The sequence below is a fragment of the bacterium genome (assembly GCA_035295165.1).
GTDB lineage: Bacteria > Sysuimicrobiota > Sysuimicrobiia > Sysuimicrobiales > Segetimicrobiaceae > JAJPIA01.
The window spans coordinates 19,693-45,353 of record DATGJN010000092.1; the positions used below are offsets into that span (position 1 = coordinate 19,693).

Genomic DNA, 25,661 nt, shown 5'->3' on the forward strand with positions numbered 1-25,661 from the left:
GGCGCCGATCCCTTGATCGACGTCCGCGATCTGACCAAAGTGTACGGCGAGGGGGCGACCGCGATCCGCGCGCTGCGGGGCGTTAGCCTCGTGGTGCGCCGCGGTGAGTTTGTGGCGATCATGGGGCCGTCCGGGTCGGGCAAGTCCACGTTCATGCACCTGCTCGGCTGCCTGGATCGTCCGACGTCGGGATCGTACCGGCTCGCCGGTCGGGAGGTTTCCCGACTGTCGCGCGACGAACTGGCGCTCGTGCGCAACCGCCAGATCGGCTTCGTGTTCCAGAGCTTCAATCTGCTCGCCCGGACGACGGCGCAGGAGAACGTGGAGTTGCCGCTGCTGTACGCCGGCGTTCCCCGCGACACCCGCGTGGCGCGCGCCCGGGAACTGCTGCAGCAAGTCGGACTCGGCGACCGTCTCGGGCACCGCCCGAGCGAGCTGTCGGGTGGGCAGCAGCAGCGGGTCGCGATCGCGCGCGGACTCGCGAACGGCGCGCCGCTGCTGATGGCGGACGAGCCGACCGGCAACCTCGACAGCGCGAGCAGCGCCGAGATCATGACGCTGTTCCAACACCTCAACCGCGTCCAGGGCATCACCGTAGTTCTGGTGACTCACGACATGGACATCGCGGCGTGGTCGGAGCGCGTGGCCACGTTCAAGGACGGGTTGATCGTCGACGACCGGCCGTCCGCAGAAGCGGTTCCCTCGGCCGTCCGCGAGGCAGCGACCCGCGGGGCGTTGACACCGGAGGTGCGCGCGTGAGTCTTTCCAACCTGCTCCGCATTGCCTGGCAGGCGCTCCGGCGGAACATTACCCGCTCCATCCTGACGATGCTCGGTATCATCATCGGTGTCGGCGCGGTGATCACGTCGATGGCGATCGGGGCGGGCGCGCAGGCGGCGGTCCTCGCGCAGATCGAGAGCCTTGGAGCGAACCTGCTCGTCGTCATCCCCGGGGCGATCACCACGGGCGGGGTGAACCTCGGCAGCGGCAGCCGCACGACCCTCACGCTGCCCGACGTCACCGCGATCGCCCAGACCGTGCCGGAGGTCGCCGGCGCCGCGCCGTACTCGCAGACGAGCGCGCAGGTGGTCGCGGGCGGGACCAATTGGTACACGGTGGTTGGCGGGACGACGCCGTCCTATACGACCGTGCGGAGTTGGGCGGTGGCGCAAGGCCGATTCTTCGCGCAGGCGGACGTGGACCAGGCCACCAAGGTGGCCGTGCTCGGCGCCACCGTCGCGCAGAATCTGTTCCCCTCGGGCGGGGCGGTCGGCGCGACCGTGGTCGTCAAGAACGTCCCGTTCAAGGTCGTCGGCGTGCTCGCGGCCAAGGGGCAGTCGGGGTTCGGCCGCGATCAGGACGACGTGGTGATGGTCCCGATGACGACATTGCAGGCCCGGCTGACCGGGCAGACGTGGGTGAACAACATCTTTGTCTCCGCGACGACGCCGGAAGCCGTCCCCCTGGTCGTGGACGCGACCGAGCGGTTGCTCCGCCTCCGGCACCACCTGACCGTCTCGCAGCCCGACGACTTCTCGGTCCGCAACATCGCGGACATCCAGCAGGTCCGCATTGCCACCTCGCAGACGCAGGCGCTGCTGCTGGCCGGCATCGCGGTCGTGTCGCTGGTCGTCGGTGGGATCGGCATCATGAACATCATGCTGGTCTCCGTCACCGAGCGGACACGCGAGATCGGCCTTCGCATGGCCGTGGGCGCCCGCGGGCGAGACATTCTCCTGCAGTTCCTGGTCGAGGCGCTGACGCTCGCGTGCGTCGGCGGGCTGATCGGTATCGGGATGGGGCTCCTCACGGCCCAGGGCACGTCGGTTCTTGGGCACTGGCCCGTGCTCGTCTCCGGGTTCTCGATCGTGCTGGGGTTCGTGTCGTCGCTGGTCGTCGGCGTGGTCTTCGGATTCTATCCGGCGCAGCGGGCGGCGGCGCTCGACCCGATCGTGGCGCTGCGGTACGAGTAGGCGGGGGGCGCAACGAGGCCCCGGCGCATCAGCCGGCGACGTCGGCGCGGAGGAGCCACCCCGAAGCCGATCGCCTCCTCCTAGTATTTCCGGATTTCGGCTTCGGGGGCGGCCGCGGCGTCGAGCGCCTCCCGCAACGTGCGTCGGCCGTCGAATTGCCGGAGCACCCGCAGCCACCCTCCCGCGTCGTGCTCCGACAACGAGTATTGCACGTGGTTGTCGACGACGACGTACCAAAGATCGTCTGCCCCTGCATCCTCGCGGCGCACCAACCACACGTCGGGCGGCATGGGGAGCAGGGGCGGCATCGATCGGTCACGGTCGACGGCACGATCGTCCCAACGCTGACCCCCGCGGACACGTTGCTGCTGCTGTGCGTCCATGCCAACCAGCACTACTGGGGCGGGTTGAAATGGATCTGCGACGTGGCCGAGCTCGTCCGGCCACCCCCGAAAATGGACTGGCGGCGGGTGCGCCGCGGCTGGGGTGCCGGCGTATGGTCGCGTTGGGCTTGCGACTGGCCCTCGACCACCTCGACGCACCCCTGCCGGGCGAGATGGCGGACGCCCTGCGAAACGACGCGCGCGCGACTCGCCTGGCCGGTGCGGTTTCCCGCGAGCTTCTCACGGAGGAACCACGGCTGACTCTCGGACAGCGCGAATTCACCCCCCGTACCACGCCCACGAGGTGCTCGAGCGATTTCCGGACTGGAGCTTGGCCTTCGCGAAGTCTGCGCTCACCTGGTCTCCACATGACACGACGCTCGTCCATCTTCCCCAGTCGATGCGCGCGGTGTACTATCCATTGAGAGGTGCCCGGTTGCTCGTCAAGTTCGGGCTGCGGCCGCTGATGAGGCGGTCAGGGGGCGGGGGCATCGCGCGCTGCGGTGATCGGCGCGGGCGGCTGCGCCGGGGGCGTAGGCGTACGTTCGTGCGCGCGGGGAGCGGATGAGGTGTCGAATTCCGTCGGTGACCGTCGCCGGTCGGGTGCGCACGCCGGCGGGCGCGCGACTCGGTTCGTCGCGACCGCCTGCGCGCTCGCGGCCTGGTTCGCCGGCGCACAGGCACCGTCATCGGCGCAGATCTCGCCGCGGTCACCCATCCGGCACGTCATCGTCATCGTCAAGGAAAACCACACGTTCGACAACTACTTCGGGCAGTTTCCCGGGGCCGAGGGGGCGAGGACGGTGTCCCCCGGCGGGCGCAGGCAGTCGCCACCGGTTGCGGCGGACCGTGCGCCCGCTCCCGACAACTCCTTTGAGGCCGCCCACACCGCCTACGACCACGGGCGCATGGACCGGTTCGATCTCGTGCCGGGCGCGATCCAACACGGAGCGCCGCTCGGGTTCGCCCAGTACCGCGAGGCTCAGATCGCCGACTACTGGACGTACGCGCGCGAGTTTGTGCTCCACGATCGCTACTTCACCTCGGTGATGGGGCCGAGCACGCCCAATCATCTGTTCCTGGTCGCCGCGAGCTCGGGGGGCGCCATCAGCAACGCCCGCGGCGTTCCCCGCGACCTCGCGCCGTGCGCGATGCCGTTCGGTGCGATCACCGTCCTCGATCGCGACGGAACGCCCGTGACCGCCAGGCCGTGCTTCGACATCCCGACGCTCCCGACGCTGCTTGCGGCGCGGTCGATCTCTTGGCGGGGGTACGGCTTCTGGGTCATGGATCTCCTGGCCCGCATCTACGCCGACCCCGCCCTGCGCGAGAACCTGCGCGGTCCCGGCGAGTTCGTCGGCGACGCGCGCGCCGGCCGACTGCCGGCGGTGTCGTGGGTGTTCGGCTTCCGGGACGAGCATCCGCCGCGCAGCGTCTGCGACGGCATGCGCTGGACCGTCGATCAGATCAACGCCGTGATGGCGGGACCGGACTGGGCGTCGTCGCTGATCGTCCTGACGTGGGACGATTGGGGTGGCTGGTACGACCACGTCCCGCCGCCGCAGGTCGACACCTTCGGGCTCGGCTTCCGCGTGCCGGCGCTCGTGATTTCGCCGTACGCGCGGCGCGGGTACGTGTCCCACCAACTGACCGAGCACGCATCGGTGCCGAAGACGGTGGAGGTGCTGTTCGGCCTGCCCGCGCTCACGGCGCGCGACGCGCGCGCCAACGCCCTGCTCGACGGCGTCGACTTCACCCAGGCGCCCCGCGCGCCGCTGTCGCTCGCTGCGCACGGCTGTCCGTAGCGCGATCGGTTGCAACTTTATTCATTTGTCAGTATAATTATTCGCAGCCTCGCGGACGGCGCGAGAGGGGGCGGCGATGTCGGTTCGAGTGAGCGTGATCGGGGCCTCGGGGTACGGGGGCGCGGAGGCAGTTCGACTGCTGGCCACGCACCCCGAGACGCGCCTGGTCCACGTCACCGCCGAGAGCCGCGTGGGACAGTCGATCGCCGACCTCTACCCGAACCTGCGCGGGTTCGTGGAGTTGGTGACCGAACCCGCCGACGCGGCGGTGCTCGGCGAGGAGTCCGATCTCGTCGTCGTCTCGCTGCCGAGCGGAAAGTCTGCGACGTTCGTTCCGGAGCTGCTCGAGCGGGGCGCGCGCGTCATCGATGTCGGGGCAGACTTCCGGTTGCGGAACGCGTCCCTGTATCCGATGTGGTACAACTTCGAGCACGCCGCGCCCCAGTACCTCGCGGAGGCGGCGTACGGACTCACGGAGTTGCACCGCGATGAGATCCGGGGGGCCAAGCTCGTGGCCGACCCGGGCTGCTACCCGGCGGCCGCGCTCCTCGCGCTCGCGCCGATGCTCCGCGCCGGCGTGGCGGCCCGCGACGGGATCGTGATTGACGCGAAGTCGGGCGTGTCGGGCGCCGGCCGGGGAGGAGCGGGCGGGGGGTATCCGTACGCGGAGACGAACGAGGACATCCGCGCGTACGGCGTGCCGAACCACAATCACACCGCGGAGATCGAGCAGGAACTGAGCGCCCAGGCCGGCGGCGATGTGCGAGTGACGTTTGTGCCGCACCTCGTCCCGATGACGCGCGGGATCCTGGTCACCGCGTACGTCCCGCTCGTCCGGCAGCTGGACGGGAGCGAGATCGCCGCCCTGTACCGGGACGCCTACGCCGGCGCCCCGTTCGTCCGCGTGCTGCCGGACGGTATCCTGCCGCAGACGAAAGCGACGACGGGCAGCAACTACTGTGATCTGGCCGTGCGGGTGAACGCGCGCACGCGGACCGCGATCGCGGTCGCCGCGCTCGACAACCTGGGGAAGGGTGCGGCGGGGCAGGCGGTCCAGAACCTGAATGTGATGTTCGGTCTGCCGGAAACGTTGGGGCTCCGGACGCCCGGGCTGTACCCGTAGGCGCGCGGGCGGACACCCCGCGGTGCACCCGCGGGATCCCGACGCGCGCGGCACCAGGGACGGCCGCATCAAAGGAGGGCCTGGGATGAGCGAGCGGGTCACGAGGTTGATCCAGGGAGGGGTCACCTCGGCACAGGGATTCCTGGCTGCGGGCGTCCACTGCGGCGTGAAGCCGCAGAAGAAGGATGTCGCGTTGGTATTCTCACGAGGCCCGGCGGCTGCGGCGGGTGTGTTCACCACGAACAAGGTGAAGGCGGCGCCCGTGCTCCTCGACATGGAGCGCATACGTTCGGGGCGCGGACAGGCCGTGGTGCTGAACGCCGGCAACGCCAACGCCTGCACCGGGGAGCAGGGGATGCGAGACGCCCGCGAGATGGGGCAACTCGTGGCCGAGAGCCTGGAAATCTCCGAAGATCTCGTATACGTCTGCAGCACCGGGGTGATCGGGCACCCGATGCCGATGGACGCGCTGCGCCGGGGGATTCCTGAAGCGGCGCGGGCCCTGGGCCCCGACGGCGCCGCGGCGGCCGAGGCGATTATGACGACCGATACCGTGCCGAAGACGGCCGCGGTGCAGATCGAGGTGGGGGGCCAGATCGTCACGATCGGCGGCATGACCAAGGGCGCCGGCATGATCCATCCACAGATGGCGACGACGCTCGCGGTGCTGACCACCGATGCCGCGGTGGCGCCCGCGGTGCTGCAGGCCGCGCTGCGGCGCGCCGCCGACCTATCGTATCATCGCATCACGATCGACGGCGACCGGAGCACGAACGACACGATGCTCCTCCTCGCCAACGGGGAGGCCGGCGTGCCGGAGATCACCGGTCCGGGCGAGGCGCTCGACGCCTTCCAGGCCGGGCTGACCGCGCTGTCGGTCACGCTGGCGAAGATGGTAGCGCGCGATGGCGAGGGCGCCACCAAGCTGATCGAGGTGGTGGTGCGCGGCGCGGAGAGCGAGGAGGACGCCCACCGGGCGGCGATGGCGGTCGCGGTGTCGCCGCTCGTGAAGACGGCGCTCTACGGCCGCTCGCCCAACTGGGGACGGATCCTCGCCGCGGTGGGCTATTCCGGCGCGGAGATGCAGCCGGAGCGGACGTCGGTGCGCATCGGGCCGGTGTTGGTCGCGGAGCGCGGCGGTGCGGTGGGCAGCCGCGAGACGCTCGACGAGGTCGTGCGGTACCTGGAGGGGGAGGACGTCCAGGTGGTCGTCGATCTCGGGCTCGGCAAGGGGGAAGTGACGGTCTGGACGTGCGATCTGACGGAGGGGTACGTGAAGGAAAATGCCGGATACATCTCCTAGCGCAACGGCGGCGGCCGCTGGACAGGGCGAGGTGATCGCCCAAGGGCTGCGGTACGTCGGCGCGTGGACCGGCAAGACCGCGGTCGTGAAGTTCGGCGGCAGTGTGCTCGAGATGAGTCACGAGAGCACGCTGGCAGAGGACCTGGTGCTGCTCAAGGGCGCCGGAGTACACCCGATGCTCGTGCACGGGGGCGGCCCAGAGATCACGCGTGTGCTCGAACGCATGGGCAAGACCTCGACGTTCGTCCAGGGGCTCCGCGTGACCGACGCGGAGACGATGGAGGTGGTCGAGATGGTGCTCGGCGGCCGGGCGAACAAGGCCCTCGTCGGCGCCATCATTCAAGCGGGTGGGCAGGCGGTCGGGATCAGCGGGAAGGACGGACGCATGCTGGTCGCGCGCAAGTACCGGGGCGACCTGGACCTGGGGCAGGTGGGAGAGGTCGAGACCGTGAACCCGGAGTTGGCGATGAAGTTGAGCGGGGACGGCTACATTCCCGTGGTGGCCTCGCTCGGCATCGGCGAGGACGGGGCGAGTTACAATCTCAACGCGGACACCGCCGCGGGCGCCTTGGCCGTCGCCGTCGGCGCGAGCAAGTTCATCATCCTGACCGACGTCGCCGGGGTCTACCAGGACTATCACGGCGACCGGCGGCTGATCTCGGAGTTGCGCGCCGAGGACGCCCGGGCGATGATCCGGGACGGTGCGATCAGCCGCGGGATGATCCCCAAGGTTGAGGCGTGTCTCGGCGCGTTGCACGGGGGGGTGCCGAGCGCGCACATCATCGACGGTACCGTCCCGCACGCCCTGCTCGTCGAACTGTTCACGGAGCGCGGGATCGGCACGATGCTCATGCCGTGAGGGCCTCGGGCCATCGCGGCGTGGGCCGTCGCGTGACTGGTGGAAATGGTGGCGCAGCGGATCGAGACCAGGGTGGAGGTGGGCGATGACGACGAATGACGTGATCGAGCTGAGCGGGCGGGTGCTCACGCCGAACTATCCGCGGGCGCCGGTCGCGTTCCGCGAGGGTCGCGGCATGCGCCTGTGGGATCTGGAGGGCAAGGCGTACCTGGACTTTCTGGCCGGGATCGCCGTGGACGTGCTCGGTCACTGCCACCCGAAACACGTCGCGGCGATCCAGCAGCAGGCGGCGTCGCTGATCCACGTCTCGAACCTGTTCCAGATTCCGCAGCAGGCCGAGCTGGGGCGCCTGCTCGTCGAGGTGACCGGTATTCCGGACGGGCGCGCGTTCCTCTGCAACAGCGGGGCGGAGGCGTGCGAAACGGCGATCAAGCTCGCGCGCAAGGGCGCGCGCACGCTGCGCGGCGAGGATGTCTACGAGATCATCGTCGCCAGCCACGGGTTCCACGGACGCACGATGGGCGCCCTGTCCGCGACGATGACCCCCGCCTATCACAAGGGGTTCGAGCCGCTGGTGCCCGGGTTCGTCGAGGTGCCGTTCAACGACATCGCCGCCACCGAGCGGGCGGTGACCGCGCGGACCGCGGCGATCATGATCGAGCCGGTGCAGGGGGAAGGCGGTATCCACGTGGGGAGCGACGAGTACCTGCGCGGGCTGCGCCGCCTGTGCGACGACCGCAGGCTGGTGCTCGTGTTCGACGAGATTCAATGCGGCTTCGGGCGCACCGGGAAGTGGTTCACGTATCAGCACGCCGGCGTCACCCCGGACATCGTCACGCTTGCCAAGGCTCTCGGGGGCGGGTTCCCGATCGGGGCGATCGTCGCCCGCAAGACGCTCGCAGACGTCCTGCAGCCCGGGACGCACGGGACCACGTTCGGAGGCGCGCCGCTGGCGTGCGCCGCGGCCACCGCGGTCATCCGGACGATCAACGAGGAACACCTGGTGGCGAACGCGGCGACGATGGGCGACTATCTCATGAGCCGGCTGCGCGACCTGGCCAAGGCGACGCCCGTGCTCAAGGAGGTCCGCGGCCGTGGGCTCATGGTCGCGGCGGAACTCGGGGTGCCGTCGGGGCCCGTGGTCGCGGCGTGCCTGGCGCGCGGCCTGCTCGTGAACGCGGTGCGCCCGACGGCGGTCCGGTTCGTGCCGCCATTGATCGTGACCCGGCAGGACATCGACGAAGCCGTCGGCATCTTCGGCGGCGTGCTCGCGGAGCAGACGGCGACGGCCGCGGGCGCCCCGGCTGCGAAGCCGGCGGGACGGTGAGGTGAGCATGGTGGGGAAGCCCAAGAGCGTGGCCCTCGCGTACAGCGGGGGGCTCGACACGTCGGTCGTCATCCCGTGGCTGAAGGAGCGCTACAGCGGCTGTCGGGTGGTGGCCGTCGTCGCGGATGTCGGCCAGGGGGACGACTTCGACGAGGTGCGTGACAAGGCACGGAAGAGCGGCGCCGACGCGGTGCACGTAGTGGATGTGCGTCGGCTGTTCGTGACCGACTACATCTACCCGGCGCTGCGCGCGGATGCGATCTACGAGGGTCGCTACCTCCTCGGCACCTCGCTCGCGCGGCCGTTGATCGCGCGGGTGCAGGTTGAGGTGGCGCTCGCCGAGGGATGTGACGCGCTCGCGCACGGCTGTACGGGGAAGGGCAACGACCAGGTGCGCTTCGAGCTCGCGTACCAGGCGCTCGCCCCGCACCTCGGCGTGATCGCTCCGTGGCGCGAGTGGACGCTCGGATCGCGCGAGGAGGAAATCGACTACGCAAAAGCCCACGGCGTGCCGGTGCCGGTGACGCGCGAAAAGCCGTACAGTATGGATCAGAACCTCTGGCACCTGAGCTTCGAGAGCGGCATCCTGGAGGATCCATGGGCGGAGCCGCCGGCCGACATGTTTCGGCTGACCGTGGACCCGAGCGCGGCGCCGGACACGCCCGAATACGTCGAGCTCGGCTTCGAGCGGGGCCTCCCGGTGTCCGTTGACGGGAAGGTGCTCGATCCGGTGACGCTCATCGAGACGCTGAACCGCCGCGCCGGCGCGCACGGCGTCGGGCGGGTCGACATCGTCGAGAACCGCCTCGTCGGGATGAAGAGCCGCGGCGTCTACGAGACGCCGGGGGGCACCGTGCTGATGGAGGCGCACCACCATCTCCAGACGATCACGCTCGATCGGGACACGCAGCATTACAAGGGGTTGATCGCGCCGCGCTACGCGGAGCTCGTGTACAACGGCGTGTGGTATTCGCCGCTGCGTCGGGCGTTCGACGCGTTTGCGGCGGTAACGCAGGAAACGGTGACCGGGACGGTGCGGGTGAAGTTGTTCAAGGGCGCGTGTGCCGTCGTGGGGCGGAAGGCGGCGGCGTCCCTGTACAGCAACGCCCTGGCGACGTTCGGCCGCGGCGAAGGGTACGACCAGAAGGACGCCGTCGGCTTCATCCGGTTGTTCGGTCTGCCGACCAAGGTGTTCGCCGCCGTGAACCCGGACCTCACGCGCGACAGCGCCCCGCTACCGATCGAAGCGCCCGCGGGCCGGCACGGGCCCGCCGCGCCTCGCCGGTAAGGGGCCGTGGCGGAGCCGAAGCGCCCGCGGGCGGACGACCCGGCGGCAGCGCGCCTGTGGGGCGGCCGCTTTCGGGGCGACCTCGACCCGAAGATCGCCGCGTTCACGACGTCGCTGCCGTTCGACCGGCGGATGTACCGGGCGGACATCCTTGGCAGTATCGCCCACGCGACGATGCTGGGCCGGTGCGGGATCGTGCCGCGCGCGGATGCGGACGCGATCGTCCGCGGTCTGCGTGAGATCCTCTCGGAGATCGACGCCGGCGTGCTCTCGATCGGGGGCGCCGAGGACATCCACACGTTTGTCGAGGCGACCCTGCGCGCGCGCATCGGCGACCCTGCGGGCCGGTTGCACACCGCCCGGTCTCGCAACGATCAGGTCGCGACCGACCTGCGCTACTATCTCAAGGCCGAAACCGTGAAGCTCGTCGGCCGCACCGTGGCGCTGCAGCAGGTGTTGTTGGCGCTCGCGGAGGCCCACCCGTCGGTGATCATGCCGGGGTACACGCATCTCCAGCGCGCGCAACCGGTGCTGCTCGCGCATCACCTCCTTGCCTACCTGTGGATGCTGCAGCGGGACGTGGGGCGGCTGCGAGACGCGTTCGGCCGGACCGACGTGCTCCCGCTCGGGGCCGCGGCGCTGGCCGGCACGTCGTACCCGATCGACCGCACGCTCGTGGCGTCGCTGCTCGGGTTCTCGCGCGTCGCCGAGAACAGCCTCGATGCCACGGCCGACCGAGACTTCGCCGTCGAGTTTACCGCCGCCGTCACGCTGCTGATGACCCACCTGTCGCGGCTGGCTGGCGAGATCGTGTTGTGGGCAACATCTGAGTTCGGGTTCGTGGAGCTGTCGGACACCATCAGCACCGGCAGTTCGATCATGCCGCAGAAGAAGAATCCCGACGCCGCCGAACTCGTGCGCGGCAAAGCGGCGCGCGTGGTCGGGGACCTCGTGACGTTGCTGGCGATGCTGCGGGGCCTGCCGCTCGCGTACAACAGCGACATGCAGGAGGACAAGGAGGCGGTGTTTGACGCGGTGGACACGGCCCACGCGAGCCTGCAGGCGATGGGGCTCGTGCTGCACGGCATCCGATTCAACGCCGATCGGATCGCGGCACAGCTGCGCGGCGGGTTAATGGGCGCAACGGAGCTCGCCGACGCGCTCGCGACCCGGGGCATGCGGTTTCGGGAGGCGCACGAGCTCGTGGGCCGCATTGTGCTGTACGCGCAGGATCAGGGCCGCGAGCTGTGGGAGCTGTCGCCGGACGAATACCGGCGGTTCAGCGCCCTCCTTGAAGACGGCGCCGAGCTGACCACACCCGCCGGCGCCGTCGCGAACAAGCGCTCCGCGGGCGGCACCGCGCCCGAGCGCGTTGCCGAGCAGCTCGGCGAGGCACGCACGGTGATCGCCAAGAACCTCTCGTGGCTGGCGGGGCTGCCCGCGGTGCCGGTCGAACGTGACGCGTCGGTCGCCGTGGATCCCGGAGCCGGGCGGGGCCGGTGATCCGATGACGTCCGGTTCGCGTCGGCGCGTGCGCGCGACCGCGCCAGCCGGACGCGATTCGACCCGCGCGGACCGCGAGCGCCGGATCCGCGAGATTCTCAGCCAAGAGCCCGTGGAAACGCAGGAGGAACTGGTCGAACGGCTCAGGCGGCAGGGGCTCGCAGTCACCCAGGCGACGGTGTCGCGCGACATCAAGCGGATGGGGCTCGTCAAGGTGCCGTGGGCGGACGGTCGCTCGCACTACGTGGCGCCGGAAAAGCCTTCCCCGGTGGACGTGCTTCGCCGGCTCCAGCATGCCGTGACCGAATACGTGCTGTCCGCCGAGACCGGCGAGGCTTTGGTCGTCATCCACACGCTCACCGGGCGCGCGAACGCGGTCGCGGCCGCGATCGACGAGATGCAGTGGGACGACGTCGTCGGCACGGTCGCAGGCGACGACACCATCCTGGTTGTGCCCCGCCGACGCGCGATGCGAGACCGTGTGCTGCTCCGCCTTCGTGATCTGATGGAGGGCCGCGCTCCGTAACAACTTCTGCCGGCGGGATCGGCGCGTCATCCGCGGGAGGTGTCGGCACGCCGAGGGACGAAAACTTCTCGTCGATACGGACGCTGTGCCGTAGCGTTCCCGAACGAGGCGAACAGCCGATGGAAGTCTGGGTCACGAACCTCCAAAACAAGATCGCCGTTGAGCCGAATTTCATCCGGGATGTCGTGAGCGAAGTGCTGCGCCTTGAAGGCCACCGAAACCCACCAGACGTGAGCGTGGCACTGGTCGACAACACATACATCCGCATGCTGAACCGGGAGTATCGTGGCACCGACCAACCCACCGACGTGCTCGCGTTTCCGATGGAACCGGACCGCGACGGCTCCGGGGAGCCGGCGCTCGGCGACATCGTCATCTCGGTGGAGCGCGCGCGGGAACAGGCCCGCCAGTTCCGACATCCGCTGCGCCGTGAGGTCGCGTTGCTCGCGGTGCACGGATTGCTGCACCTGCTCGGGTACGAAGACGAGACCGAGGCGGGCGCGTCGGCGATGTGGTCCAGACAAAAGATGCTGCTGGAGAAGATCCTCGGCGCGGAGGCCCGGGACGCGCGGTAGCGGATTCCGCCGCTGCCGTTGGGCACCGCCGCGGTCCGGCGTGGGACGGCTGCGTCCGAGACGCCCCGCGCACGCGCGCCGCCCGGTCCGTTCGTAGATGTCCGCTCGATCATCCCGCCCGCGGTCGTTCCTGACGTCGGTCGCGTGCGCCGTCCGGGGTCTCACCGGCGCGGCGCGCACGCAGCCGCACATGCGGGTCCACCTCGTGCTCGCCGCGGCCGCGCTCGTCACCGGCGCGTGGGCCGGGTTGACCGGGGTCGAGCTCGCCGTGATCGCGCTCGCGGTTGGCCTCGTGCTTGCGGCGGAGCTCGCGAACACAGCGATCGAATGGTTGACGGATGCCGTCCACCCCGAGCCGGGGCCGGTGGCGGCCGCCGTGAAGGACGCCGCCGCCGCGGCGGTGCTCGTCGCGGCCGCGGTCGCCGTATGCGCGGGCGCGTTCGTGCTGGGCGCGCGCATCGGCGCGCCGACCGCGGCCGTGGATCGCGGGCTTCCTCTGCTGGCCGCGGCCGCGTGCCTGGTGGCGCTCGCCGCCGGAGCGGCGCGCGTCCGTCGATGAGTCGCGTGCGCGCGTCCCACAGGCGCGTTCGGCGGAGTCGCCCGCGCGGCGGCGTCCGTGGTATAAGTATAGTGATGACGATCGCGAACGCACCCTTGAGCCGGTCGACGCGCGGCGCGCGCACCACGCGGGACAGGTAGGTTATCCCGCCGTGGCCGGGTCGAACCTTACCTTGTGGGCGGTGGTGCTCGCGCTCCTGATTCTGTCCGGGGCGTTCTTCAGTGCGTCAGAGACTGCGCTGTTCGCGTCCAACCGCATGACCCTCCGGCGGATGCGCGACCGCGGCGACCGGCGGGCTCGCGTGGCGCATCACCTCCTCGAGGCCCCGGGCGACCTCTTGACCACCCTGCTTGTCGGGAACACGATCGCCGACGTCGGCGCGTCGGTGTTGGCGACGTCGATCGCGATCTCGCTCGCCGGGCGACACGGGGAGTGGATCGCGTTCGTCGGCGTGACCCTGATCGTGTTGATCGTTTCCGAGATCGCCCCCAAGACCCTCGCGGCCCGTCACGCCGACCGCATGGCGCTGTGGGTGGCCGAGCCGATCCACACGATCGGCCGGCTGTTCCGGCCGCTGATTCGGGTCCTGTCGCTCGTGGCCACGATCTTGATCCGGCCGTTCGGCGCTCCGATCACGACGCGCCCCCCGCTGGTGACCGAGGAGCAGCTTCGCTTCCTCGTCCAGGTCGGCGAGGAGGAGGGCGTGATCGAGGAACGCGAGCGCGACATGATTCATTCGGTCTTCGAGTTCGGCGATACGGTTGTCCGCGAGGTGATGCGCCCCCGGATCGATCTTGTCGGCGTGCCCGCGTCCGCCACGATCGACGAGGCGCTCGGCCTCATGATCGAGAGCGGGCACTCGCGCCTCCCCGTGTACGAGGGCAGCGCGGACCACATCGTGGGCGTCGTGTACGTGCGTGATCTGCTCGCGCCCCTTCGCCAGGGACAGCACAACCAGCCCGTCCTCGACGTGCGGCGCCCGGCGTTCTTCGTGCCCGAGACGAAGAAGGTCGACGAGCTCTTCCGCGAGATGCAGCGCAACAAGGTCTCGATGGCCATCGTCCTCGACGAGTACGGCGGCACCGCCGGCCTCGTGACGATGGAGGATCTGGTCGAGGAGATCGTCGGGGAGATTCAAGACGAGTACGACTTGGAAGAGAAGCCGATCCAGGTGCTCGACGAGCGGACAGCCGTCGTGAACGGGCGGACCCACATTCACGAGCTGAACGAGGCGCTCGGGCTCTCGTTGCCCGACGAACACGTGGACGTGGACACCGTCGCCGGCCTGATCTACGAGACGCTCGGCCGCGTGCCGCAGCAGGGCGAGACGCTGACCGTGGCCGGTACGGAGCTCCGAGTCGAACGGACGCACGGGCAGCGCATCACGAAGGTACGGGTCACGCTGCCGGCATCCGTTCCCAAGGAGGAGCCGGCCACGCCGTAGATGGAGCCTCCCTGGCTGCCTCCGCCGTTTCGCCGTTCGCTATTGGATGAGGTGCAGGTCGCCGAACTCGTGCCAGAGGTAGCCCCCAGCAATGGCGGCGCGATATGCCTCGGCCAAGTGAGCGCGCCCGGCGAACGCCTCGAGCATCGCGAGGTGTGATGCGCGGGGTTCGTGGAATCCCGTCAGCAACGCGTCCACGGCGCGCACCCCGCGTTGCGGGGTCACCACCAGATCGGTCCAACCCTCGCTCGCGATGACCTCCTGATCGACGGTGGCGGCGCTCTCGAGCGCCCGGACCACCGTCGTGCCGACCGCGACGACACGCCGGCCCCCACGCCGAGCGGCCCGGATCGCGGCCGCGGTCCCGGACGGCACGCGGTACCACTCCTCGGCCGGCGGTTCGTGGCGCTCCGGGCTGGCTACCCCGGCGTGCAGCGTGATGTGCGCCAGCCCAATTCCGCGCCGCGCGGCGCGCGCCAGCACCGCCGGGGTAAACGCCCGACCAGCCGAGGGCATCTCCGCCGAGCCTGGCTCGCGCGCGTACACCGTCTGGTACGCGTCGAGCGGCCACGTTCCGCGGACGTACGGGTAGGCGATCGGCCGTCCGTGCCGGCCCAGGTACTGGCGCAGCGGGGTGGGCAGATCGAGACGTGCGATCCAGAGGCGCCGGGATCCCGGATAGGTGATGAGCAGGCGCGCTCGGGCGCCGTCCGGCAGTTCGAGCGTCTCGCCCGGTTCCGGGTCGACCTCACGCGGTTCGACGATCCAGAGCCCGGCGGGGAGCCGGGTGGAGAGGTGGAGGGCCGCCGCCGTCCCGTTGCTCCGCCGCGCCCGCAGCGCCGCCGGGAGCGTCGCCGAGTCGTTGACGATCAGGAGATCGCCGGGCGCGAGGTGCTCCGGCAGATCCGCGAACCGGGCATGAACGATCGCTCCGGTGTCCCGGTGCGTGACGAGCAGGCGCACGCCGTCGCGGCGAAGCCCACGCGCCTCGGGCGGTTCGTGTGCTTCGAGGTCCGGCGGTAGCGCGAACTCCAGGGGTGCCGCGTCCAGCGGCAGGGTCTCGGACGGAGCGGGTTTCGTGACCCCAGACGCCCGCTCGAGCGCGGCCGCCGCCGTGCAGGTCATCGGAGCACGCTCCCGGCCGGGTCCGCCATGCGCTGCGCTTGGAACCGTCCGAACGGCGCCGCTTCCCGCTCGACCAGGGAGACGAACGCCGGCGCCACGGCCGCGGGCGACGGCAGGTGCGACAGGTCGACGCCGGGTTCCGCCTGCTCGTGCATGCGCGTGTTCATGTCGCCGGGATCGACGACGTAAACGCGGATCCCGAGGCCGTCGAGTTCGGCGGCGAGGACGCGGGATAGGTGCTCGAGCGCGGCCTTGCTCGCCCCGTACCCGCCCCACCCCGGATACGCTTCGACGGCGGCGTCCGACGTCACGTTGAGGATCAGGCCACAACGCCGCGCCTGCATCGACGGCAGAAGGCCCTGGATCAGTGCGTGTGGGGCGAGGACGTTGACACGCAGGACCTCCCACAGGGCTTCGGGGCCGAGATCCGCGAGGCGCGGCATCGGGCTGGGGCCGAGCGCAGACGCATTATTGACGAGGATGTCGACCTGGCCGAACCGCTCAAGCCCGGCCCGAACAAGCGCGGCGATGTGGTCCGGGTCGCCGAGGTCGCCGGCGAGCGCCAGGACGTCTTCGGGTCCGACCGCGTCGCGCGCTTCCGCGCGAATCGTGCGAACGGCCCGCGCGAGGGCCTCCTCGTCCCGCGCGGTGAGCACCAGTCGCGCCCCCCGGCGCGCGAACACCTTGGCCACTTCGAGTCCAAGCCCCCGGGATGTGCCTGTGATGAGCGCAACCGAATCGCGAAGCTGCATGAGCGTTGCCTCCTCCGGACGTTCCTTGTCACTTAGTGTGCGCCATCGTCCCCTCACGCCACACCGTGCGTCGTGCGGGGCGTGCTTCCGGTCGTAGGAGCGGTCGCGGCCCCTGTCCGGGAGGACAGGCGACGAAACGGCGAGCCGCCGAGGGGGGGAGCCGGCGTCGCCGTGCGATGGAGCCGCTGAGGGGGAATCGTGTCAACGCAGCCCCGATCTCGTGCTGGTGTCCGAAGCCCCTAGGGACATCCCTCGAGGCAGCGCCGTGAACGCGGGATCGGTGTCCTCCCGGCGTGGAGGGATGATTGAGGCGGAAGCAACTCCGGGAGTGGATGCGCCGACACTAGAGGAGCCCGCGCCGCGCCGCCTCCGCAACCGCCTGCGCGCGGGTTTCCGCGCCCAGCTTGTTCAGGATCGACCCTACGTGGAACTTGACCGTCCGCTCCGTGATGGCGAGGCGGGTCGCGATCTGCTTACTGGAGAGACCGTCGGCGACGAGGCGGAGCACCGTGCGCTCTCTCGGCGTGAGCGTCCTGCCGCGTTCCGGCGCGCGGACCTCAGTCAACACCTTTGCCGCGATTCTCGGGCTGAGGTGCGAGCCGCCTTCGTGAACGGCCCGGATCGCCCGCGAGATCTCATCCCCCGTGACGCCCTTCAGGAGGTACCCTCGGGCGCCCGCCCGCAGGGCTCCGAGCACCCGCTCGTCGGTATCGTATGCCGTCAGCACGATGACGCGTGTGTTGGGAGCCGCCGTCGAGATGCGCGGGATCGCCTCGACACCATTCATGTCGGGCAGCTCCAGGTCGAGGAGCACGACGTCGGGTCGATCCCGGCCGGCCGCGGCGATCGCGTCCGCGGCGGAGCCGGCGGTGCCGATCACCTGGATCTCAGCGTCATCCTCGAGGATCGCCACGAGCCCCTCGCGGACCACTGGATGGTCGTCCACGATGAGGACGCGGATCACGTCGGCGTGCCTTCGAGCGGGATCGACGCGCCCACGGTCGTGCCGTGCCCCGGCGTGCTTCGGATGCGCAGCGTCCCCCGCAGCAACTCGGCCCGTTCTCGCATGCCGACCAAACCAACGCGGCCGTCTGCGACGCGCGCGGCGGCGAAGCCCCGGCCGTTGTCGTGGATGGTCAGGTGCGCCCGGCGCCCTCGCGTCTTGAGCGTGACGGTCACCTCGGTGGCCCGGGCGTGCCGGCGCACGTTCGTCAACGCCTCCTGCGCGATGCGGAACAGTTCTGACTCGGCGCCGGCGGGGAGGGGTGTCGCCCCGGACGCATCGACTCGGATACGGATGCCCGTGTCGGCGGTGACCGCGCGAGCCAGGGCGGTAAGGGCCTCGGGGAGCGGACGACCGGCGAGCGCGGTGCCGCGCAGCGTGAGCACCGACCGGCGCGCTTCCTCCAGGCTGTCCCGCGTGACGTCGAGCGCGCGCTGGACCCGTTGTCGTGCGCGCTCGGGGTTGCGGTCGAGCTGTCGCACCGCGGTTTCCAGATGGAGCGCGATCGCCGTGAGCGCCTGGGCGAGCGTGTCGTGGATCTCTCTGGCGAGCCGTGTGCGCTCCTCCGCTCGCGCGAGCCGCGCGCTGCCCTCGGCGAGCCTCGCCCGCTCGATCGCGATCGCCACCTGGTAGGCGATGGTCGAGAGCAGACGCAATTCGTCGGCGGTCAGTTCCCGCCACGACGGTCCCGTCACGTTCATGATCCCGAGCGGTGTGTCCCGAAAGTAGAGCGGGATGCTCGCATGGTACGCGAGCCCGCGCGTCAGGTCCGTCGCGCGCTGCCGCACCGCAGGTCGGAGGCGACTGCACTCCATGACGTCGATGTTCTTCGGCGTGAGCCGACCCTCGCGAAACTCGTCCAGGCACCAGCACGAGCGTCCGGCCATGCGCACGGGTTCTTGAAGGTACGGCGGCAGGTTCCGCGCCGCGGCGTTGTAGAATCGGCCCGTCTCGGGGTCACGCAGCCAAACCCATCCCGTGCGCAGGTCCAGTAAGTCGGCGACCATGGCGAGCGTCTGCTCGAGCGCCCGCTGGACGTCCGGCGCGCTGTTGAGGGCTTCCGCGATCGCGTTCAGGATCCGCAACTCCCGCGTGTGTCGGTCGTGCGCCGCCGTGCGCGCCGGCGCGCGGCGCGTCTCGGACGTCGAGCGGACCCCACCCGCCGGTTTCCTCGTCACGTGCGTCACGTCTCCGCTCGTTCTACGGTAGCCGCTGGCGCCGCCCGCCGCACCGTCGGTCCGGCCGGCTGCGTCCCCGGCCATTCGGACAGGTGGCGGCTCCGAGTGGCGCACTTAGAGGGTGACCCGCGCGTAGGCCTGCGCAAAGCGCGCATCCTGCAGCCGGAACCCGTCGGGGTTCGTCCCGCGGGCCATCGCCAGGTGGTATGCGAAGAGTTGCAACGGGACGACGCACGTGAGCGCCGCGAGCGGCTCCGGGACCCGCGGCACCGTGCACACGCCGGCGCCGGGCGGCGGTTCGACGCTGCCGTCGCCGACAACAAAGAGGCCCGCACCGATCGCACCGACCGCGGCGGCGAGATCCGCAACGCGCGTCTGAGCGGGGCCCTGCGGCGCGATCAGCACGAACAGATCCTCGGGCTCGGCGCACTGGAACGGTCCGTGCAGCATCGCCTCGACGCTCATCCCCTCGGCCTGCAGGTAGGACGTCTCCTTGATCTTGAGCGCGGCCTCCTGGGCCGTGACCGCTCCAGGCCCGCCGCCGGCGAGCCAGATCCTCCGCCGTCCTACACGCGCCCGCGCCTCCACCGCGACGCTCGGTTCCGTCCCGAGGGCGGTGCGGAGTGCCTCCGGCACATCGGTGCGCAGGAACGCGGACCCGAGCGGCCGCCGTCCCGTGCGACGACCACCGAGCTGGTCGGCCACGGTGGCGAGGGTCGAGACGGCCCCGATGTAACTGATCGTGTGCGCGGAGGACCGTTCCTGTGGCACGGTGTGCAGCGTGACGTCGGCGTGTGCAGCGCCCGTCGGTCCGTCCTCGCCGGTGATGAGCATCGTGAAACATCCCGCCTCAGCGGCGCGCGCGAGCGATGCGGCGGTGTAACGTTTGGTGCCGCGGTGGCTGATGCCGAGCACCGCATCGTCACGCGCGAGCGCGGGACCGTACAGTGCGAAGTCGAACGCGTGAACGGCGCGGACCGGAAGGCCGCCGCCGTACGCCCCCACGAGGTATTCTCCGATCTGCGCCGCGTGGTACGACGTGCCGATGCCCACGAGAAAGAGGCGCGCACACGAGGCGAGCCGTTCGACGAACGCTTCGGTCGCCGCTTCCGTCCGATCGCTGACGCGCGAGAACGCGTCCGGCTGGCCTTGGATCGCGTCGTACATGAAGTACGGGTGATTCGCGCGCGGGCCGGGCGCCGTGCTCATTCCAAGCACCTCCACGACAGTCTCAAGTGTACGTGAACCTGCCGGCCTCTGGTCATCCGATCCGGAGACCACAACGGATCCGGGCAAGGCAGGATACTGAGTTGGGTCACCCGGATCCCCTCCTGAAGCCGGCCCGCGCGGCGGATCGCGGGCACGGACCAGCGGAGGAGTCTGCGACACCACCGGCCATCATGAGATAAACTAGAAGCCACTCGGAACTCGCGACGGCGATCAATTTCTCGACGAGTCATGAAGACCCTCCCGCATCTCCGGTGGCGGGAGGGCTCTCCGGGAGGTCGTGCGGTGTGGCGTCTTCGTTCCTGAGCTCTCGCGCGCCGAAAGGGTCATCCGGCCGGTGCTGGTCTACCTGTTCCTCGTGGTCGTGGTCCGCCTGGCGGGCCGGCGGCAGTTGGCGCAGCTGAACTCATTCGACCTCGTCATGCTCATGATGCTGGCGCACACGGTGCAGAACGCCACGATCGGCAACGACAACTCGATGGTCGGTGGCCTGATCGGCGTGAGCGCCCTGATTCTCGTGAACTACCTGGTGACGCGTTTCCTCTACCGCCGGCCCGCGATCGACCGGCTGTTGGAAGGAGCGCCGACGGCGCTGATCCAGACCGCCAAGATCGTCCCGGAGAATCTCGCGACGGAGGCCATCACCGAAGAAGAGTTGATGGAGGCCGTGCGGAAGCAGGGCTTCGGGTCGCTCGGGCACGTGGCCGAAGCAACGCTGGAGCGAGGGGGCGTGATCAGCGTGGTGCCTCGGACGACAGCCGAAGAGCGGATCCGTCATGTGGACAGGAAGTGCGACGCCATCCAAGTGCAGCTCGATGAGTGGCGGCGGCTGCTGCGACCGCACGACGCGCAGCCGTCGTAAGGGAGGATGGGACGGATGACGCACGTGATGCGGGTGCGAGCGTCGAAGAGGACATCGTCGGGGGCGGCGCCGCTCGCGCCGGCCCTGCGCCGGCTCGTGCGCGCGGCGGTCGCGGCGCGGCGACGCGCGTACGCGCCGTACTCCCGTTTCACCGTGGGCGCGGCGGTGCTCGCCGTCGGCGGCGCGATCTACACGGGCTGCAACGTGGAGGACGCGTCCTACGGGCTGACGGTCTGCGCCGAGCGCGTGGCCATCCACACCGCCGTTGCGGCCGGTCGGCGCCGTCTTCGCGTCGTAGCCGTCGCCGGGGCGCCCGGCATCAGCCCGTGCGGCGCCTGCCGCCAGGTGATGGACGAGTTCGGCGTGGAGACCGTGATCCTGGTATCTCCCGCGACCGAGCCGGTCGTTCTCGCGCTGCGGGACCTGCTGCCCCGTCCGTTCGCGAGGCGCGCGGGGTCGGCTCCTCCCCGGGAGGCGCGGCGTGCCGGTCTATAAGGCCGAGGGAGTCGTGCTCCGGCGGCAGGTCATCGGCGAGGCGGACCGGACGATCACCCTTCTGACCCGTGAGTATGGCAAGCTGCGGGCGGTGGCACGCGGTAGCCGGAAGATCACGAGCCGGCTCGGCGGTCTCGTCGAGCCGTTCACCCACGGCCGGTTTCTGCTGGCGCGTGGACGCTCGCTCGACATCGTCGCGCAGGTCGAGGTCGTTCGGGCATTCCCCCGGATCCGTGATGATCTCGTCAGGTCCGGGTACGCTGCGTACGTCGCCGAGTTGGTGGACCGGTTTCTCCCGGAGCGCGATCGCCATGAGGACGTCTTCGACCTCGTACTCCGCGCGCTCGCCGGTCTCGAGCAGGCGGATGAAGAGGCCGCCGAGATGGGGACGCTCTGGTTCGGCCTCCGCCTCGCGTCGGACCTCGGTTACCGCCCGGAGGTCGAGACATGCGTCGAGTGCGGGCGGAGCCTACCCCGGCAGGCCGCCGGGCCGGTTGCGGCCTGGGGCTTCAGCCCCGGCGCGGGCGGCGCGCTCTGCCCCGCATGCGCGGCGGGCCAGCCCGAAGTGATCCCGGTCGCCCCCGGCGTGCTGGCGATGTGCGGGTACCTGCTGCGCACGTCGCCGGAACAGGCCGGGCGGCTGCGCGTGCCACCCGCGCAGCGACATGACCTCGCGCGGTTGGTGCAGATCCACTTCGAGTACCAGTTGGACGCCAAGCTCCGCGCCCCGGCCGTGATCGGACGCCTCCGGCAGGGCGGGCCTGGGTCATAGATCCGTCCGTCGATCGCCGGCTAGCATGACCGGGCCGGGCCCGTCCTCGGCCGGCCCGGTCCGTCGTGCGGCGCGACGCCGTCTAGGCGGCCGCGATCCCGGGCATCGTGCTAGCGAGGGGGCGTGGCGGCATGGACAGCGGTCGTGACGTCGGAAACCTGCGTCGTGCAACGCGCCGTCCGGCCGGGGCGGCGCCCGACTCCGGCTTTCGCCTCCTCTTCGATCACAACCCCCTGCCCATGTGGGTGTTCGACCGCAAGACACTCCGCTTCCTCGAGGTCAACGCGGCCGCCGTCGAGCACTACGGGTATTCGCGGGAAGAGTTCCTGGCGATGACGATCGCGGACATTCGTCCGCCCGAGGACGTGCCTCGACTGCGCGCAGACGTGTCGAACCGACCGCTCGGACTGCGCCGGTCCGGCGAGTGGCGACACCGTCTCAAAACCGGCGAGATCATCGACGTCCAGATCACTTCGCATTCGTTGCGCTTCGGTGGACGAGACGCCGTGCTCGTCGTCGCGCAGGACATCACCCGGCAGAAGCGCGCCGAGAAGACCCATCGGGCGACCCAACAGGCGCTGCGGGAGAGCGAAGTTCGGTACCGCAGCCTGTTCGATGGGATGCCGGCTGGCCTGTACCGCACCACGCCGGCCGGACAGTTCCTCGACGTCAACGCCAGGCTGGTGAGCATTCTCGGGTATCCAAGCCGCGACGATCTCCTGGCCGTCAACGCCTCCGATCTCTACGTCGACCCCGACGTCCGTCGGCAATGGAGCCACCGTCTCGAGCGCGACGGCGCCGTGACCGAGTCCGAGGTCCAGGTGAAACGATACGACGGATCGTGGATCTGGATTCGGGAGAACGCCCGATCGGTGCGGAACGGCGCCGGCCGCGTCGTCTGCTACGAGGGCGCGGTCTCGGATGTGACGCGGCGTCGGGAGGCGGCCGCGCACCTCGAAGCGCTCAACGACATTGTCCTGGCGGCCGCTGGCGCCGCCGACCTGCGGACGTTTCTCGGGACGCTGCTCGACCGGACGCTCGCGGTCCTCGAGGGGGAGCGCGGCGGCGTGTGGCTCACGTCGGAACCGGACGCCCACGTCACGCGCAACATCGCCCCCGACGTTAGTGTAGCGCGCGTCGCCGAGGCGGCGGCCGCCGGGTTGGACTTCTCGCGGGTCGTCGCGGTGGACGATTGGGAGACGCTCACGGGCCCGCTCGCGGACACGCTCCGGCCGGCGCTGCGCCGGGCCGGCGCCGCCGGGGCATCATTGACCGGACCGCTGCTCGTCGACGGCCGCGTGATCGGTGGCTTTGCGATCGCCACGTCCCGGCCGCGCCGCTGGTCGCCGGGCGAGATCAAGCTGGCGGAGGCGGTCGGCCGGCAGGTCGGGTCCGTCGCGGAGCGCCTGCGGCTGCTCGACGAAGTGCGGGCGCACGCGCGGGAGATGGACGCCGTGCACAGCTTCGGCACCGCGCTCCGGCGGGCCGGCGATCTTGATGATCTGTACGCTCTGATCACCGAGCGCACGATGGCGTTCCTGCAAGGCGCGCACGCCTCGCTCGTGTTGGTGGAACCCGACGGCGCGACGTTCCGGTGTGCGTGCGCGCGCGGCGTCGAGACGGTGGCGGAGGGGGCGACGTTTCCGATCGCGGGTAGCATCTCCGGGAGGGCCATCGATCTCGGCGGCGCGTTCCTGACCTCCGACCTCACGGCGGAGCCCGAGTCCGTGGGCGGGCTCTCTCCCGCCCGGGGCACCATGGGCCCGTGCATCGCGGTGCCGATGCGGGAAGGAGAGCGCGTGATCGGGGCGTTGGCGATCGCCCGCCTGCGCGGGTCAGCGCTCGGCCCGTTTGCCCCCCGCGACGCCGGCACGCTGACGGCGCTCGCCGAGCTCGCGAGTAACGCGATCCATCGGGCGCAGCTCACGCAGCAGCTCGCGCAGGAACTGGAGAATCTCCGGGGGCTGTACGAAAGCGCCCAACGGATGGCGGGGGTCCTCGACCTCCCGCGCCTCGCCCACGACGCCGTGGCGCGATGCGTCGACGTCTTCGGCGTGTCGCTTGCGTGGATCGCGACGCTCGACGCGGGAGGCCGCCCGCGGCTCGTGGCCGGTCACCCGGCCGACACCGACCTGCCGCAGTACATCATCGCGCTGTGGTCCGAGTCGACGGCCCAGGGCGCGATCGGGCGGTCCCTGACTGGCGGGGATACCGTGGTGGTGGAGGACGTCGCGCGGTCCGACACGCCTCCGCCGTGGGAGCCGGCCCTGCGGGCGCGGGGCCTTCGCAGCGTGGGCGCGTTTCCGCTCATCAGCCGGACGCGCACGTTCGGCGTGCTCGCATTGTACAGCCGCCAGCCGGGTTTCTTCACGAGCCAGCGCGTCGCGTTTCTTCGCGGCTACGCGCACCAGTTGGCGGGAGCCCTGGAGAACGCCCGGCTGTACGACGAAACGGTGCGCCGCTCTGCGCAGCTTCAGGCGCTTCGAGAGATCGATCAGGTGATCACCGGTAGCCTGGACCTCGGCGTCAGCCTGAACGTCGTGCTCGCCAAGGCCATGGCGCTGTTGCGCGTCGACGCGGCGTGCGTGTTGTTGTTCAACCCGCACACCCAGATCCTCGAGTACGCCGCCGATCACGGGTTTCAGACCGCGGTGTTGCGTCACGTGCGCATCAATCTCGGCGAAGGCCTCGCCGGTCGCGTCGCGCTCGAGCGCCACGGTCTCGGCGTCCCGGACCTGGACGCCGCTCCCGACACGCTAGTGATGACCCGGTTGCCTCAGGGTCGCACGGAGCGCTTCAAGGCCACGTATGCGGTCCCGCTCGTCGCCAAAGCGCAGCTGCTCGGCGTGTTGCAAGTGTTCTATCGGCATCCAGTGTTGTTCGATGAAGACTGGCTTGAGCTTCTGGGTATGCTGGCGGCGCAAACAGCGATCGCCATCGGCGACGCCCGGCAGTTCGAGGCGCTGCAGCGGTCCAACGCGGATCTCGCGCTCGCCTACGACACGACGCTCGCCGGGTGGGCCCGCGCGATGGAGCTCCGGGACCGCGACGTCGAGGGGCACACGCAGCGCGTCATGGACACAACCGTGCGCCTCGCGAGCCGGCTGGGGGTGTCGGCCGACGAGCTGGTGCACGTCAGACGTGGCGTGCTGCTGCACGACGTCGGGAAGCTCGGGGTGCCCGATGCCGTGTTGTCCAAGCGCGGCCCGCTCACGGACGAGGAGCGGGCGGTGATGGAGCGCTATCCGGCATATGCGTACACGCTGCTGACGCCGATCCCGTACCTGCGTCCGGCGCTGGATATTCCCTACTGTCATCGCGAGAAGTGGGACGGCACGGGATACCCCCGCGGCCTCAAGGGCGAGCAGATTCCGCTGGCGGCGCGGATCTTCGCCGTCGCGGACGTCTGGGACGTCGTGCGATCGGACCGTCCCTACCGGCCGGCGTGGAGCGACGAGGCAGCGACGGCGTATCTGCGCGGCCACGCGGGCACGCAGTTCGACCCGACGGTGGTCGAAGCGTTCCTCCAGATGGTCCGCGAGGAGTTCTCAGCCGCCAAGACGACGTGATAAGATAGAC

Annotated in this window: 23 protein-coding genes; 17 read left to right on the forward strand and 6 right to left on the reverse strand. The window is 70.3% G+C overall.

What is annotated here, in order from left to right; genetic code table 11:
- The first annotated feature begins 12 nt into the window (after window positions 1–12).
- Window positions 13–759 carry an ABC transporter ATP-binding protein gene (locus VKZ50_15580; protein ID HLJ61147.1) on the forward strand — a complete coding sequence of 249 codons (747 nt, stop codon included), beginning with the start codon at window positions 13–15 and terminating at the stop codon, window positions 757–759.
- Window positions 756–1,973, forward strand: a complete 1,218-nt coding sequence (locus tag VKZ50_15585) for an ABC transporter permease (protein HLJ61148.1) — start codon at window positions 756–758, stop codon at window positions 1,971–1,973. The genes VKZ50_15580 and VKZ50_15585 overlap by 4 nt, the downstream gene beginning before the upstream one ends.
- An 80-nt stretch (window positions 1,974–2,053) precedes the next feature.
- Here the strand turns inward: VKZ50_15585 and VKZ50_15590 are convergent, their stop codons facing one another.
- The gene (locus VKZ50_15590) at window positions 2,054–2,281 is read right to left on the reverse strand and encodes a hypothetical protein (protein ID HLJ61149.1); all 228 of its coding nucleotides are present in this window, start codon (window positions 2,279–2,281) and stop codon (window positions 2,054–2,056) included.
- A gap of 644 nt (window positions 2,282–2,925) precedes the next feature.
- On the opposite strand from VKZ50_15590, the gene VKZ50_15595 reads away from it, so the two are divergent.
- The 11 genes from VKZ50_15595 (at window position 2,926) to VKZ50_15645 (ending at window position 14,668) form a co-directional block, all read left to right on the forward strand.
- The gene (locus tag VKZ50_15595) at window positions 2,926–4,161 is read left to right on the forward strand and encodes an alkaline phosphatase family protein (GenBank protein ID HLJ61150.1); all 1,236 of its coding nucleotides are present in this window, start codon (window positions 2,926–2,928) and stop codon (window positions 4,159–4,161) included.
- Between the two features lie 76 nt (window positions 4,162–4,237).
- The gene (gene argC / locus VKZ50_15600) at window positions 4,238–5,284 is read left to right on the forward strand and encodes an N-acetyl-gamma-glutamyl-phosphate reductase (protein ID HLJ61151.1); all 1,047 of its coding nucleotides are present in this window, start codon (window positions 4,238–4,240) and stop codon (window positions 5,282–5,284) included.
- Between the two features lie 85 nt (window positions 5,285–5,369).
- Entirely contained in the window at window positions 5,370–6,587 is a 1,218-nt protein-coding gene (gene argJ / locus VKZ50_15605; protein HLJ61152.1) for a bifunctional glutamate N-acetyltransferase/amino-acid acetyltransferase ArgJ, read from the forward strand.
- Window positions 6,568–7,446: an acetylglutamate kinase gene (gene argB, locus VKZ50_15610; protein ID HLJ61153.1), complete on the forward strand. Its 879-nt coding sequence runs from the start codon at window positions 6,568–6,570 to the stop codon at window positions 7,444–7,446. The genes argJ and argB overlap by 20 nt, the downstream gene beginning before the upstream one ends.
- Before the next feature lie 85 nt (window positions 7,447–7,531).
- Window positions 7,532–8,773: an acetylornithine transaminase gene (locus VKZ50_15615; GenBank protein HLJ61154.1), complete on the forward strand. Its 1,242-nt coding sequence runs from the start codon at window positions 7,532–7,534 to the stop codon at window positions 8,771–8,773.
- A gap of 7 nt (window positions 8,774–8,780) precedes the next feature.
- A complete protein-coding gene (locus VKZ50_15620) occupies window positions 8,781–10,061 on the forward strand; it encodes an argininosuccinate synthase (protein HLJ61155.1) in 1,281 nt (426 codons plus the stop codon).
- A 6-nt stretch (window positions 10,062–10,067) separates the two neighbouring features.
- Complete coding sequence (argH, locus tag VKZ50_15625; protein ID HLJ61156.1) at window positions 10,068–11,564, forward strand: argininosuccinate lyase; 1,497 nt, start codon at window positions 10,068–10,070, stop codon at window positions 11,562–11,564.
- A gap of 4 nt (window positions 11,565–11,568) precedes the next feature.
- A complete protein-coding gene (gene argR / locus VKZ50_15630) occupies window positions 11,569–12,090 on the forward strand; it encodes an arginine repressor (protein ID HLJ61157.1) in 522 nt (173 codons plus the stop codon).
- 119 nt (window positions 12,091–12,209) lie between these two features.
- Complete coding sequence (ybeY, locus tag VKZ50_15635) at window positions 12,210–12,665, forward strand: rRNA maturation RNase YbeY (GenBank protein HLJ61158.1); 456 nt, start codon at window positions 12,210–12,212, stop codon at window positions 12,663–12,665.
- A gap of 97 nt (window positions 12,666–12,762) precedes the next feature.
- A complete protein-coding gene (locus VKZ50_15640; protein ID HLJ61159.1) occupies window positions 12,763–13,224 on the forward strand; it encodes a diacylglycerol kinase in 462 nt (153 codons plus the stop codon).
- Between the two features lie 151 nt (window positions 13,225–13,375).
- On the forward strand, window positions 13,376–14,668 hold the full coding sequence (locus VKZ50_15645; protein ID HLJ61160.1) for a hemolysin family protein: 1,293 nt from the start codon (window positions 13,376–13,378) through the stop codon (window positions 14,666–14,668).
- A 39-nt stretch (window positions 14,669–14,707) separates the two neighbouring features.
- On the opposite strand, the gene VKZ50_15650 is transcribed toward VKZ50_15645, so the two are convergent.
- The 5 genes from VKZ50_15650 to VKZ50_15670 all read right to left on the reverse strand — a co-directional run bounded on the left by VKZ50_15650 (window position 14,708) and on the right by VKZ50_15670 (window position 19,935).
- Window positions 14,708–15,793, reverse strand: a complete 1,086-nt coding sequence (locus VKZ50_15650; GenBank protein ID HLJ61161.1) for an S-adenosylmethionine:tRNA ribosyltransferase-isomerase — start codon at window positions 15,791–15,793, stop codon at window positions 14,708–14,710.
- On the reverse strand, window positions 15,790–16,545 hold the full coding sequence (locus VKZ50_15655) for an SDR family oxidoreductase (GenBank protein HLJ61162.1): 756 nt from the start codon (window positions 16,543–16,545) through the stop codon (window positions 15,790–15,792). Before VKZ50_15655 ends, VKZ50_15650 begins: the two co-directional genes overlap by 4 nt.
- A 343-nt stretch (window positions 16,546–16,888) precedes the next feature.
- On the reverse strand, window positions 16,889–17,509 hold the full coding sequence (locus VKZ50_15660; protein HLJ61163.1) for a response regulator transcription factor: 621 nt from the start codon (window positions 17,507–17,509) through the stop codon (window positions 16,889–16,891).
- Window positions 17,506–18,726 (reverse strand): GAF domain-containing sensor histidine kinase, encoded by a 1,221-nt coding sequence (locus tag VKZ50_15665; GenBank protein ID HLJ61164.1) that lies wholly within the window; start codon window positions 18,724–18,726, stop codon window positions 17,506–17,508. The genes VKZ50_15660 and VKZ50_15665 overlap by 4 nt, the downstream gene beginning before the upstream one ends.
- 114 nt (window positions 18,727–18,840) lie before the next feature.
- Window positions 18,841–19,935, reverse strand: a complete 1,095-nt coding sequence (locus tag VKZ50_15670; protein ID HLJ61165.1) for an SIS domain-containing protein — start codon at window positions 19,933–19,935, stop codon at window positions 18,841–18,843.
- A gap of 298 nt (window positions 19,936–20,233) precedes the next feature.
- On the opposite strand from VKZ50_15670, the gene VKZ50_15675 reads away from it, so the two are divergent.
- The 4 genes from VKZ50_15675 (at window position 20,234) to VKZ50_15690 (ending at window position 25,651) form a co-directional block, all read left to right on the forward strand.
- Complete coding sequence (locus VKZ50_15675; protein HLJ61166.1) at window positions 20,234–20,815, forward strand: YetF domain-containing protein; 582 nt, start codon at window positions 20,234–20,236, stop codon at window positions 20,813–20,815.
- Window positions 20,816–20,842: 27 nt separating this feature from the next.
- Window positions 20,843–21,310, forward strand: coding sequence for a cytidine deaminase (locus VKZ50_15680; GenBank protein HLJ61167.1), 468 nt, complete (start codon window positions 20,843–20,845; stop codon window positions 21,308–21,310).
- Window positions 21,297–22,082: a DNA repair protein RecO gene (recO, locus tag VKZ50_15685; protein HLJ61168.1), complete on the forward strand. Its 786-nt coding sequence runs from the start codon at window positions 21,297–21,299 to the stop codon at window positions 22,080–22,082. Before VKZ50_15680 ends, recO begins: the two co-directional genes overlap by 14 nt.
- Window positions 22,083–22,213: 131 nt before the next feature.
- Window positions 22,214–25,651, forward strand: a complete 3,438-nt coding sequence (locus tag VKZ50_15690; protein HLJ61169.1) for a GAF domain-containing protein — start codon at window positions 22,214–22,216, stop codon at window positions 25,649–25,651.
- The last annotated feature ends 10 nt before the right edge of the window (window positions 25,652–25,661 follow it).

Bases quoted from the DNA above. Each gene is read 5' to 3' on its own strand.
- VKZ50_15590 (HLJ61149.1), bottom strand. From the start codon at position 2,281: ATGCCGCCCCTGCTCCCCATGCCGCCCGACGTGTGGTTGGTGCGCCGC.
- argC (HLJ61151.1), top strand. From the start codon at position 4,238: ATGTCGGTTCGAGTGAGCGTGATCGGGGCCTCGGGGTACGGGGGCGCG.
- argJ (HLJ61152.1), top strand. From the start codon at position 5,370: ATGAGCGAGCGGGTCACGAGGTTGATCCAGGGAGGGGTCACCTCGGCA.
- argB (HLJ61153.1), top strand. From the start codon at position 6,568: ATGCCGGATACATCTCCTAGCGCAACGGCGGCGGCCGCTGGACAGGGC.
- VKZ50_15615 (HLJ61154.1), top strand. From the start codon at position 7,532: ATGACGACGAATGACGTGATCGAGCTGAGCGGGCGGGTGCTCACGCCG.
- VKZ50_15620 (HLJ61155.1), top strand. From the start codon at position 8,781: ATGGTGGGGAAGCCCAAGAGCGTGGCCCTCGCGTACAGCGGGGGGCTC.
- argR (HLJ61157.1), top strand. From the start codon at position 11,569: ATGACGTCCGGTTCGCGTCGGCGCGTGCGCGCGACCGCGCCAGCCGGA.
- ybeY (HLJ61158.1), top strand. From the start codon at position 12,210: ATGGAAGTCTGGGTCACGAACCTCCAAAACAAGATCGCCGTTGAGCCG.
- VKZ50_15640 (HLJ61159.1), top strand. From the start codon at position 12,763: ATGTCCGCTCGATCATCCCGCCCGCGGTCGTTCCTGACGTCGGTCGCG.
- VKZ50_15650 (HLJ61161.1), bottom strand. From the start codon at position 15,793: ATGACCTGCACGGCGGCGGCCGCGCTCGAGCGGGCGTCTGGGGTCACG.
- VKZ50_15655 (HLJ61162.1), bottom strand. From the start codon at position 16,545: ATGCAGCTTCGCGATTCGGTTGCGCTCATCACAGGCACATCCCGGGGG.
- VKZ50_15670 (HLJ61165.1), bottom strand. From the start codon at position 19,935: ATGAGCACGGCGCCCGGCCCGCGCGCGAATCACCCGTACTTCATGTAC.
- VKZ50_15680 (HLJ61167.1), top strand. From the start codon at position 20,843: ATGCGGGTGCGAGCGTCGAAGAGGACATCGTCGGGGGCGGCGCCGCTC.
- VKZ50_15690 (HLJ61169.1), top strand. From the start codon at position 22,214: ATGGACAGCGGTCGTGACGTCGGAAACCTGCGTCGTGCAACGCGCCGT.